Consider the following 11701-nt stretch of genomic DNA (forward strand, 5'->3'; position numbering starts at 1 on the left):
GGGATGCTCCAGGAAACGCCAACCTCTCACTCCGCTGGAACAACCCTCATTCGTCTCGGCGCTAACGCGCCGATCCACCTTCTCCCACAAGGGGAGAAGGAGAAGTCAGCGCCTCCCGCCTTGCCAAACGCTATTGCCCTGCTATTCTCTCAGCGAAAATAATTTTACCCTTAGGCAAACTTGTTTCTCGCTCGGAGGAGGGTTTGAGATGAGCCAGTCGCCCTACCCTGCCGTCCTGTCTGGACCGCCGCGTCCGAGCCTGATCCTGAGGCCGGGCGAGATCAGCCTGCCGCCGGGCATGGAGCGCTATACCGTGCAAGGCAATGGCGCCGTGCTGATCGACGTCGAGGCCGGCGACAGCGTCAGCGTGACGAATGTCGAGGGCGGCCAGCCTTGTGAATTGCTGGCCTGGGACAAGTCCGGGGTCAGCGATCCCGGCATTTTCGGCGAGCGCTCGAACAGCAATGCCGCCGGCATAAAGGCGCTGCTTGCCGAAGGCGACGACAGCCTCGCAGCGCTGCGGCTCAGCCTTGAGCGCCGCAAGGTACAGCTCGACCAGCCGAAGGCCGTGCGCGTGTTCGGCGGCGCGACGCCCGCCGGCACCGAGCAGAGTTTTGCGGCCCAGCGCGAGGGCGCATTGCTGATCGCGGCGCCCGGCGGGCCGATGCTGGTCGACGGTCACAAGACGGCGACGCCCCTGACCGTTATGGTGCGCCGCGTCACGATCCGGCTGAAGACGAGAGGGCAACTCGCCGATCCGCTCGCCGATCCCGTGCTCGATCTTCGCGTGAGGTCCGCGACCGCCGAATCCTATTTCGTCAAGGCCGGCGACTACCTGCAGATCATCGACGTCGACGGCCGGCAATGCACCGACTTCCAGTGCTTTTCGGCGCGCAAGCTGGACAAGGGCCGCGACCTGCCGCTCGACGTGACGACGACGCGCACGCTGATGGGCTCGGCCTATCCGATGCCCGGGCTGCATTCGAAATATTATGACCAGGACATGGAGCCGCTGGTCGAGGTGGTGCAGGACACATGCGGCCGGCACGACGCTTTCGCGCTCGCCTGCGCCGCCAAATATTACGACGACATCGGCTATCCCGGTCACACCAACTGCTCGGAGAATTTCAACAAGGCGCTCTCGGACAAGGGCGTGACGCCCCGCGCCGGCTGGATGGCGATCAACTTCTTCTTCAACACAGCGATCGACGCGCATGGCGTGATGGTGTCGGACGAGCCGTGGTCGCGGCCGGGCGATTATGTGCTCTTGCGCGCGCTGACCGACATCGTCTGCGTGTCCTCGGCCTGCCCGGACGACACCACGCCCGCCAATGGCTGGGACCTCACCGACATCCATGTGCGCAGCTATTCCGGCCAGCACAAATTTTCGCGAGCGATCGCCAGACGCATGAAGCCCGACTCGGAACCGAAAATGACCCGCGAGACAGCCTTTCATTCGAGCTTTGCCAAGCACACGCGCGACTTCGTCGAATACAGGGGCTATTGGCTCGCCAATTCCTTCGCCAAGGAAGGGCCTATCGCCGAATACTGGGCCTGCCGGCAGGACGCCGTGATCATGGACCTGTCGCCGCTGCGCAAGTTCGAGGTCACCGGGCCGGATGCCGAAGCGCTGCTGCAATACACGCTGACCCGCGACGTCAAGAAGCTCGGCGTCGGCCAGGTCGTCTATACGGCGATGTGCTACGAGCATGGCGGCATGATCGACGACGGCACGCTGCTCAGGCTCGGCAAGGACAATTTCCGCTGGGTCGGCGGCGACGATCTTTCCGGCGAGTGGCTGCGCGAGACCGCCAAGAAACTCGGTCTCAACGTGCTGGTGCGCTCCTCCACCGACCAGATGCACAACATCGCCGTGCAAGGCCCCAAGAGCCGCGACATTTTGAATGAAGTCGTCTGGACCTCGCCGGTGCAGCCCTCGATCGGCGAGCTCGAATGGTTCCGCTTCGCGGTGGCGCGTATCGGCGGCGGCAACGGGGTTCCGGTCGTGGTCTCGCGCACCGGCTATACGGGCGAGCTCGGCTACGAGATCTGGTGCCATCCGCGCGACGCCGAAAAGGTGTTCGACGCGATTTGGGAAGCCGGACAGCCGCACGGGCTGAAGCCGATGGGCCTGCAGGCGCTCGACATGGTGCGTATCGAGGCCGGACTGATCTTCGCCGGCTACGAATTCTCCGACCAGACCGATCCGTTCGAGGCCGGCATCGGCTTCACCGTGCCGCTGAAGACCAAGGCCGACGATTTTGTCGGCCGCGACGCGCTGATCCGGCGCAAGGAGCACCCGCAGTACAAGCTCGTCGGGCTCGACATCGATGCCAATGTGGCCGTCGGCCACGGCGACTGCGTGCATGTCGGCCGCGCCCAGATCGGCGTCGTCACCTCAGGCATGCGCTCGCCGGTGCTCGGCAAGACCATCGCGCTGGCAAGACTCGACGTCACCCATGCCGAGATTGGCACGGAGGTCGAGATCGGCAAACTCGACGGTCAGGCCAAGCGACTGCCCGCGCACGTCGTGGCCTTCGCCCATTACGATCCGCAAAAGACCAAGCCGCGCTCCTGAAAAGTCCGGTCCCCGATACGCCTCCCAAGGCGATGTCCGACCCGTCGCCGGCCGCCACCGGCGGCGGTCGGATCGATGTTTCGCAAGCGTGATGTGCATGACGTTCACAAAACGCTTGACGCGAAAGCGCGTCGGATCAATCTTCACTCTTAAGAAAAAAATACGACTGAGCGGAAACACGACGGGTCGACGGTGATTGCCGGGGAGCAAGCTTCGCGAAAGCCGAAGCGTCGCCGGCGGGGAACAGAAAAAGGGGAAGACACAAGATATGAGCACGATAAGCACGGCCCTGGAGCAGCCTGCCGAGAGCAAGCTGCTCAGGCACATCGACTGGCGTGGCGCCTTCTGGGTGGCAAGCGGTGTTCCGGCACTGGTCCTGTTCTCGATCGGCGGCATTGCCGGCACGACAGGAAAGCTCGCCTTCCTGATCTGGACGGTGTCCATGATCATGGGTTTCCTGCAGTCCTTCACCTATGCCGAGATCGCCGGCCTGTTCCCGAACAAGTCGGGTGGTGCCTCGATCTACGGCGCCACGGCATGGCTGCGCTACTCGAAATTCATCGCGCCGCTGTCGGTGTGGTGCAACTGGTTCGCTTGGACGCCGGTGCTGTCGCTCGGCTGCTCCATCGCCGCCGCCTATATCCTCAACGCGCTGGCGCCGGTGCCGATCTTCACCGACACCTCGCCGGAGGTGGCCGCCTACATCGCCGCGCATGCCGGAACCGCTCCCGCCGATGCGATCGCCGCCGTCACGACCGCAGCGACGCCGGCGATCCGCACATGGTCGCTGTGGGGCCACACGCTTGGCCCGGTGTCGTTCACCTTCAACGCCACCTTCTTCATCGGCGCGGTGCTGATGCTGATCATCTTCTCGATCCAGCATCGCGGCATCCTCGGCACGGCCAGTGTGCAGAAATATATCGGCCTGCTCGTCATCATCCCGATGCTGATCGTCGGTGTCGTGCCGATCTTCACCGGCCAGATCGACTGGGCGAATTTCTCGCCGCTGGTGCCGCTGGCCGCCGCTTATGCGCCCGATCCCGGCTCGTGGAACATTGCCGGCTGGACGCTGGCGCTCGGCGGCATGTTCATCGCCGCATGGTCGACCTACGGCTTCGAAACCGCGGTCTGCTACACGTCGGAATTCAAGAACCCCGGCACCGACACCTTCAAGGCGATCTTCTACTCCGGCCTGCTTTGCATGCTCTTGTTCATCCTGGTGCCCTTCACCTTCCAGGGCGTGCTGGGCCTGAACGGCATGCTGGCGACGCCGATCGTCGACGGCTCGGGCGTCGCAGACGCGCTGGCCGGCATGGTCGGCGGCGGCAGGCTGATCCACAGCCTGCTGGTCATGCTGATGATCCTGGCGCTGGTGCTCTGCATCATGACGGCGATGGCCGGCTCCTCGCGCACGCTCTACCAGGGCTCGGTCGACGGCTGGCTGCCGCGCTATCTCAGCCACGTCAACGAGCATGGCGCGCCGACGCGGGCCATGTGGACCGACCTCTGCTTCAACCTGGTCGTGCTGGCCATCGCCTCGGCCGACGCGACGAGCTTCTTCTTCATCCTCGCCGTGTCGAACTGCGGCTACATCATCTTCAACTTCCTCAACCTCAATGCCGGCTGGATCCACCGCATCGACAACGGCCACATCAACCGTCCCTGGAAGGCGCCGACCTGGCTGCTCGGCATCGGCGCGATCTTCGCCTATGTCAACGCGATCTTCATGGGCGCCGGCGCCAAGGTGTGGAACCCGATGGCGCTGTGGGCCGGCCTGATCACGGCAGCCTTGATCATCCCGGTGTTCTGCTTCCGCCACTACATCCAGGACAAGGGCAAGTTTCCCGAGCACATGCTGGCCGACCTCGGCATGGCGGGAGCCGACCTCTCGGTCAAGAAGGCCGGCATGCTGCCTTACCTGACACTGATCGCCGGCGTGGTGGTGATGCTGATCGCCAACTGGGTGTTCGTCATCTGACACGGCAACCTGAAAGGAAACGGGCGCGCTCCGGCGCGCCCGTTTCATTTGGATCAGCCCACCTTGCGGACCGCCGGCTCTTCGAAAAACCGGTTCGGCGGCCGCGTCAGGCCGAGATTCTCGCGCAGCGTCGATCCTTCATACTCACGCCTGAATATCCCGCGCCGCTGCAGCTCGGGCACGACCTTTTCGGCGAAATCATCCAGGCCGGCGGGCAGGTAGGGAAACATGACATTGAAGCCATCGGAACCATCGGTGAGCAGCCATTCTTCCATCTCGTCGGCGATGGTCGTGGGTGTGCCGACGAAGGCCAGGCCCGAATAGCCGCCGAGTCGCTGGGCGAGCTGGCGAACAGTGAGGCTCTCTTTTCTCGCCAACTCGATGACGCGCTCGCGGCTGCTTTTCGAGGCATTGGTGTCCGGCACGTCCGGCAGCGGACCGTCGGGATCGAAGCTGGAGGCATCGTGGCCGAGAGCGATCGACAGCGAGGCGATGCCGCTCTCGTAGTAGACGAGGCTGTCGAGCTTGGCGCGTTTGGCTCGCGCCTCCTCGACGCTATCGCCGACGACGACGAAGGCTCCAGGGAGGATCTTGATATCGTCGCGCGAACGGCCGAGCTTTTCCGTGCGGCCTTTGACGTCGGCAAAGAAACGCTGCCCGGCCAAGAGGTCGGACGGTGCCGCGAAGATCACCTCGGCGGTTTCAGCGGCCAGTTGGCGTCCGGCGTCGGACGCGCCGGCCTGGACGATGACCGGCCAGCCCTGCACCGGCCGCGCGATGTTGAGCGGGCCGCGCACCGACAGATGCTCGCTCTTGTGGTCGAGCACATGCAGTTTCGATGTATCGAAATAGAGCCCGCTCTCCGCGTCACGGATGAAGGCGTCGTCGGCAAAGCTGTCCCATAGCCCGGTCACGACATCGTAGAACTCGCGCGCCCGGTGGTAGCGCTCGTCGTGCTCGACATGCTCGTCGAGGCCGAAGTTGAGCGCGGCGTCCGGATTGGAGGTGGTGACGATGTTCCAGCCGGCGCGGCCGCCGCTGATATGGTCGAGCGACGCGAAGCGCCGCGCAATATGATAGGGCGCGTCGAAGGTGGTCGATGCGGTTGCGACAAGGCCGATATGATCGGTGACGGCGGCGAGCGCCGACAGCAGCGTGAACGGCTCGAAGGAGGTGACCGTGTGGCTGCGCCGCAGCGCCTCGATCGGCATGTTGAGCACGGCCAGGTGGTCAGCCATGAAGAAGGCGTCGAATTTCGCGGCCTCGAGCGTTTGGGCAAAACGCTTCAGATGCGCGAAGTTGAAATTGGCGTCGGGATAAGCGTCCGGATAGCGCCAGGCGCCGGTGTGAAGACTGACGGGACGCATGAAGGCGCCGAGTCGCAATTGCCGTTTTTCTGACATGGGGATGATCCAGCGATGACGAGCGTTGTCGCTCCGATATTCCGCGCAGGATCGGCCCGCGTCGAGCCAGAGAAAAGGAATTCTGTTTTGCGAAAGCCTCGCCGCGGAGCATTTTTCGCCCGGCGAGACCCCTGGATGCGGATCATCCGCCACCGGCTTTCACCGACGGCGGATGATCCAGGTTGCCACGTCTATTTCTATTCCGCAGCCAAGGCCAGTTGCGGTCTTTCGATGCCTTCGACCTTCTCCGGCTCGGGCGATTGCTCGTCGGTCCTGGCCTTCTTGGGCGCGCGGCCGAAGAACAGGGCGTAGCCGGCAGGCAGCACCAGGATGGTGAGCACGGTGGCGACGAGAATGCCGCCCATCATGGCGTAGGCGAGCGGACCCCAGAACACGGCGCGCGAGATCGGGATCAGCGCCAGGACCGCGGTCAGCGCTGTCAGCATGATCGGCCTGAAGCGGCGCACGGCTGCACCCACGATCGCTTCCGATCGCTCCATGCCGGCCGCAATATCCTGGTCGATCTGGTCGACCAGGATGATCGAGTTGCGCATGATGATGCCGAGCAGCGCGATGACACCGAGGATGGCGACGAAGCCGAACGGCGCACCGCTGATCAGAAGTGCCGCAGCGGCGCCGATGATGCCCAGCGGACCGGTGGCCAGGACCAGCATCGATTTGCCGAAATGCTGCAGCTGGACCATCAGGAGCACGACGATGATGGCGAGCATGATCGGCGCCTTGGCGGCGATCGAGGCCTGGCTTTCGGCCGAATCCTCGGCGCCGCCCTGGATCTCGACCTTGTAGCCGGGCGCAAGGCCGGTGCGCAGGTCCTTCATGTCGTTGTACATCTTGGTGACGACGTCGTTCGACTGCACGCCATCCGGCAGCGTGGCGCGCACGCTGATCGTCGGCAGGCGGTCGCGCCGCCATTCGATGCCCTGCTCCATGACAGGCACGACCTTGGCCACCTGCGACAGCGGCACCGAGCCGCCGAAGTCGGTCGGGATGTAGACCGAGTCGACCGAGGACAAGAGATGGCGGGTCGCGTCCGGTTCGCGGGCGACGATGGAGACCGTCTCCTCGCCGTCGCGGAAGTCGTCGAGCGGCGCGCCGGACATGGTGGCCTGCAGCATCTGGCGGATGCGCTGCGAGGTGACGCCAAGGGCACGAGCGCGATCCTGGTCGATCACCAGCTTCATCGCCGGCACCGGCTCCAGCCAGTCGTCATGGATCGCGCCGAGCAGCGGGTTGGCCTGGAACTTCGCCTTCACCTCGTCGGCGATGCGGCGCACCTCCTTGCGGTCCGGACCCATGATGCGCATCTGCACCGGCCAGCCGGTCGGCGGACCGAGGAAGAGCCGGTCGACCTTGCCGCGGATCGAGGGGAAGTCCTGCGCCAGGATCTTGCGCATCTTGACGATCAGCCGCTCGCGCGCCGGCTCGTCCTTGGCCATCACCAGGAGTTGGGCGAAGTTGGGATTGCGGAGCTGCTGGTCGAGCGGCAGGAAGAAGCGCGGCGCGCCCTCGCCGATATAGGTGCCGATGAAGCGCTTGTCGGGATCGTCCGCCATCCTGACTTCGAACGCCTTGGCCTGCTTCTCGACCTCCTTGATCGAGGTGCCTTCCGGCAGCCAGAGATCGACCAGGATTTCCGGACGCGAGGATTGCGGGAAGAAATTCTGCGGGATGAACTGGAAGGCCCACAGGCTGGTGGCGAAGGTGACCAGCGTCATCACCAGCACGATGATGCGGTGGCGCACGGCCCAGGTGACGGTGGCGCGCAGGCGGCGGTAGAAGCCGGTGTCGAAGACATCGTGGTGGGTGCCGGCATGCTTGCGCTGCTTGAGGATCATGTAACCCAGCCACGGCGTGAAATAGACCGCGACGAACCACGACACGATCAGCGCGATGCCGACGACGTAGAACAGCGTGCGCACATATTCGCCGGCGGTGGAGGCGGCAAAGCCGACCGGGATGAAGCCCGCCGTGGTGATCAGCGTGCCGGTGAGCATCGGGAAAGCTGTCGAGGTATAGGCAAAGCTCGCCGCCTCGATCTTGACCAACCCCTCCTCCAGCTTTCGCTCCATCATCTCGACGACGATCATGGCGTCATCGACCAGCAGGCCGAGCGCGATAATCAACGCGCCGAGCGAGATGCGCTGCAGGTCGATGCCGATCTCGTACATGATGGCGAAGGTCGCGGCCAAGACCAGCGGGATGGCGATGGCTATCACCAGGCCCGAGCGCCAGCCGATCGACAGGAACGACACGATAAGCACGATGAGCAGCGCTTCGCCGAGCGCCTCCATGAACTCGTTCACGGCATCCTTGACGACCTGGGGCTGGTCGGAGATCTGGTCGACCGAAACGCCGTAGGGCAGCCCCGCCTCGAAGCGCTGGTAGGTCGCCTCGACATCCTTGCCGACGTCCCTGACGTTGAAGCCCTTGGCCATGACGACGCCGAGCTGGACGCTCTCATGGCCGTTGAAAAGGTATTTGTTGTCATAAGGATCCTGAAGGCCGGAGGTGACGGTGGCTATGTCGCCGAGGCGCGTCACCTGGTTGCCGGAGCGCAGCCTCAGCTCGCGGATATCCGCGGCCTTGGTGACGTCGCCTTCGACCGAGATGCGCACCGAGCGCAGGCCGGTATCGACCGAGCCCGCCGGATCGACGGCGTTCTGACCCTTCACGGCGTTCTGCAGGTCGACGATGGTCAGGCCGCGCTCGGCCAGCGCCTTGGACGAGACGTCGATATAGATCTTCTCCGGCTGGTCGCCGATGATGACGGCCTTTTCGACGCCAGGCGTCGTCAACAGCATGTCGCGCGCCTGGATGGCGAATTTCTTCAGCTCCGGATAGGTGAAGCCGTCGCCGCTGATCGAATGCAGCGTGATGAAAGTGTCGCCGAACTCATCATTGAAATAAGGACCGAGCAGGCCCTGCGGCAAGTCGCTTGAAATGTCGCCGACCTTCTTGCGCACCTGATAGAAGGCGTCCTTCACCTCCTCGGCATTGGTGTCGCCTTTGACCTGGAGCGTGATGATGGCGCTGCCGGCGCGGGTGTAGGAGCGCACGAAATCGAGATGCGGCGTTTCCTGCAGCTTGCGCTCGATCTTGTTGACGACCTGGTCTTCCATGTCCTGGATCGAGGCGCCCGGCCAGATCGCCTGCACCACCATGACGCGGAAGGTGAAGTCGGGGTCTTCCTTCTGGCCCATGCGCATCAGGCCGAGCGCGCCGGCCAGGATGATCAGCCCGAACAGGAAGCGGGCGATGCTCGGATGTCCGATCGCCCAGCGCGAGAGGTTGAAGGGCCGCTTTTCAGCGCTGCTGTCGGTCGTGGTGGTCATGGCGCAAGTCCAGTCCAATTGATCGGCAGGCACGCCAGGCGTGCTGCCCACGAATTTTCTCGATCGGGTTTCCGGGCGGCGCGCCCCTCAAGCGGAGAGAGACTCGCAAATCGCGCTGGACGCGGCACTGCTGCGGGGGAAGCCAACATGCCGGCATCTCACGATCGGGCGTCCGCCGCCCGGAACCCATGCCCTCCCCGGCTCGCGGCTCAACGCAGCGAGAGCGGGAACGGCGTCTGTCTCGCCTGGTTAGTGCAGGCTGCTGGTCGCGACGTCATCCGCCGAGGCGGATTGCTGGGCGTCGCCTGAAAGCTTGACCTTCAGGTTTTCGGTCATGAACTGCGTGCCGGCCGCGACCACGACATCGCCCTGCTTCAGGCCGTCTGCCACGGCGACGCCGTCAGCAGTGAAGTTGGCGACCTTGATCTGGCGCGGATGCACCGTGTCGGAGGCGCGATCGACCGTCCAGACGATCTGCTTGCCGTCCTTCTCAGTCATCGCGGTCAGCGGGATCGACACGAGTTGCGCCTTGCTGCCGACGATCGCCTGGACATTGGCGGTCATGCCGAGCAGCACGCGCGGATCGTTGGGCAGCGAGACCCGGACAGCGAAGGTGCGCGACTGCGGATCGGCGCTGCCGGCGACCTCGCGGACCTTGCCGTCGAGGGCGAGCCCTTCGTCTGACCAGAAGCTGGCCTTGACCTCCTTGCCGGGCTTGAAGCCGGCGATGTCCATCTCCGGCACCGCGATCGACACTTCCTTCTCGCCATCGACCGCGACGGTCATGACCGGCGTGCCGGCGGCGACCACCTGGCCGACATCGGCGGAGATGGCGGTGACGATACCGTTCTTGCTGGCTTTCAGATCGGCGTATTGAACCTGATTCTGCGCCTGGGCCAGCGTCGAACGGGCGGCATCGCGCGTCGCCACCGCCTGGTCGTAGGTCAGCCGCGCCTGGTCGAGCTGAGACTTCGGCGCGAAGTTCTTGGCATAGAGCTGCTCGGCGCGCTTCCTGGCGAGGTCGACGGTCTCGACCTGGCGCTCGGCGGCATCGAGGCTGGCCGCAGCGCTCTTCACCGACAATTCGTAATCGGAAGGATCGACGCGGGCGAGCACGTCGCCCTCATTCACGTGCTGGCCGATATCGACCAGGCGCTCGGTGACCTTACCGGCGATGCGGAAGCCGAGATTCATCTCGGTGCGGGCGCGCACCGAACCGGAATAGTCGAGCTGACGGGTGGTCTGCGCCTCGCCGATCTCGACCACCTTGACCGGCCGGGCGACTTCCTGGACGACCTCGACCTTCTCCTGGCTGCAGCCGGCAAGGCCGAGCACTGCTGCGATGACGGCGGCGGTTGGGAGGCCGGCGGCCGGCAGCCTGCGGAGGATGGAACTGGACAAAGACACCTTAGCACTCCCGAACTGGAGATGATCTGTCGAAACCGCACCCGGCGGGCGGCGGCTATTTCAAGGCTCTGATGGCGTAGTCGATAAGTTCGTCGGGCATCGCCCGGTTGGTCTTGGCGAGGCACTGCGCCACCATCTGCGGGTGGCACAGAATAACGGTCGAGGCGCCGAAGCAGCGCGAGGCCGTTTCGGGATCCTGCTGCCTGAACTCGCCGGCCTCGATGCCCTCGCGGATCACCTCGGCGTAGAGGTCGTGGATGCTGTTGACATGCTTGTCGATGACGGACCAGTCGCGCTCCAGCGCGACGATGACCATCTCATGCACCTTCTCCTGGTCGAGCATGACCTCGAGCGTCATCTTGTACTGGGCATGGATGTATCTGCGCAGCCGCTCCTCGGCGCTGACCGGCAGGTGCATGATCTCGTAGGCCATCTTGTAGCTGGCGCCGAGCATGCGGCCGCACACGGCCTGATGTATCTCGACCTTGGAGGCAAAGAAGCGGTAGATGTTGGCCGGCGACATGCCGAGCTCGCGGGCGATGTCGGCGACATTGGTCTTGCCGTAGCCGTAGTGACGGAACAGCCGCTCGGCGCAGTCGAGAATGCGGGTCACATTCTCCTGTCTGGCGGGGTCTGCCACGATGTTGGCGGCTTCGGACATGGCGCTTTCGTTTGATAATTGACGAATTTCAATTTTCGTCAGTCGTAAAACGAAAGAAGCGAGGAGTCAACGCGAAATCGACGTACACGTATAATTGGTGACAGATGGTGACAGTTGCGAGGGGCGACGGGGGGTGACGAGAAAGAGAATATTCTCAAGCGCCGCGATCCTTCGCACCCCCTCTGTCCTGCCGGACATCTCCCCCGCAAGGGGGGAGATTAGCAGGTTCAGCGACGGCGCTTCACCTTGCGACGCTGATGGTTGGCGAAAGCGGTGACGAGATTAATCTCCCCCCTTGCGGGGGAGATTAATCTCGTCACC

6 protein-coding genes are annotated in these 11701 nt (G+C 64.1%); 2 read left to right on the forward strand and 4 right to left on the reverse strand.

Annotation, left to right across the window (positions count from 1 at the left end; genetic code table 11):
* Positions 1–208: 208 nt before the first annotated feature.
* Together FJ471_RS26230 and FJ471_RS26235 are read left to right on the forward strand one after the other, a co-directional pair.
* Positions 209–2578: an aminomethyltransferase family protein gene (locus FJ471_RS26230; RefSeq protein WP_140807632.1), complete on the forward strand. Its 2370-nt coding sequence runs from the start codon at positions 209–211 to the stop codon at positions 2576–2578.
* A 268-nt stretch (positions 2579–2846) separates the two neighbouring features.
* Positions 2847–4556 (forward strand): APC family permease, encoded by a 1710-nt coding sequence (locus tag FJ471_RS26235; RefSeq protein WP_140807633.1) that lies wholly within the window; start codon positions 2847–2849, stop codon positions 4554–4556.
* 53 nt (positions 4557–4609) lie between these two features.
* Here the strand turns inward: FJ471_RS26235 and FJ471_RS26240 are convergent, their stop codons facing one another.
* From FJ471_RS26240 to FJ471_RS26255, 4 genes are all read right to left on the reverse strand, one after another.
* Positions 4610–5959, reverse strand: a complete 1350-nt coding sequence (locus FJ471_RS26240) for an LLM class flavin-dependent oxidoreductase (RefSeq protein WP_140807634.1) — start codon at positions 5957–5959, stop codon at positions 4610–4612.
* A gap of 197 nt (positions 5960–6156) precedes the next feature.
* Entirely contained in the window at positions 6157–9312 is a 3156-nt protein-coding gene (locus tag FJ471_RS26245; protein WP_140807635.1) for an efflux RND transporter permease subunit, read from the reverse strand.
* A gap of 249 nt (positions 9313–9561) precedes the next feature.
* Entirely contained in the window at positions 9562–10719 is a 1158-nt protein-coding gene (locus FJ471_RS26250) for an efflux RND transporter periplasmic adaptor subunit (protein WP_140807636.1), read from the reverse strand.
* 55 nt (positions 10720–10774) lie between these two features.
* A complete protein-coding gene (locus FJ471_RS26255; RefSeq protein ID WP_140807637.1) occupies positions 10775–11380 on the reverse strand; it encodes a TetR family transcriptional regulator in 606 nt (201 codons plus the stop codon).
* Positions 11381–11701: the final 321 nt, after the last annotated feature.

This window comes from Mesorhizobium sp. B2-7-1, from assembly GCF_006440735.1.
Lineage (GTDB): Bacteria > Pseudomonadota > Alphaproteobacteria > Rhizobiales > Rhizobiaceae > Mesorhizobium.

Bases quoted from the DNA above. Each gene is read 5' to 3' on its own strand.
- FJ471_RS26230 (WP_140807632.1), top strand. From the start codon at position 209: ATGAGCCAGTCGCCCTACCCTGCCGTCCTGTCTGGACCGCCGCGTCCG.
- FJ471_RS26235 (WP_140807633.1), top strand. From the start codon at position 2,847: ATGAGCACGATAAGCACGGCCCTGGAGCAGCCTGCCGAGAGCAAGCTG.
- FJ471_RS26240 (WP_140807634.1), bottom strand. From the start codon at position 5,959: ATGTCAGAAAAACGGCAATTGCGACTCGGCGCCTTCATGCGTCCCGTC.
- FJ471_RS26245 (WP_140807635.1), bottom strand. From the start codon at position 9,312: ATGACCACCACGACCGACAGCAGCGCTGAAAAGCGGCCCTTCAACCTC.
- FJ471_RS26255 (WP_140807637.1), bottom strand. From the start codon at position 11,380: ATGTCCGAAGCCGCCAACATCGTGGCAGACCCCGCCAGACAGGAGAAT.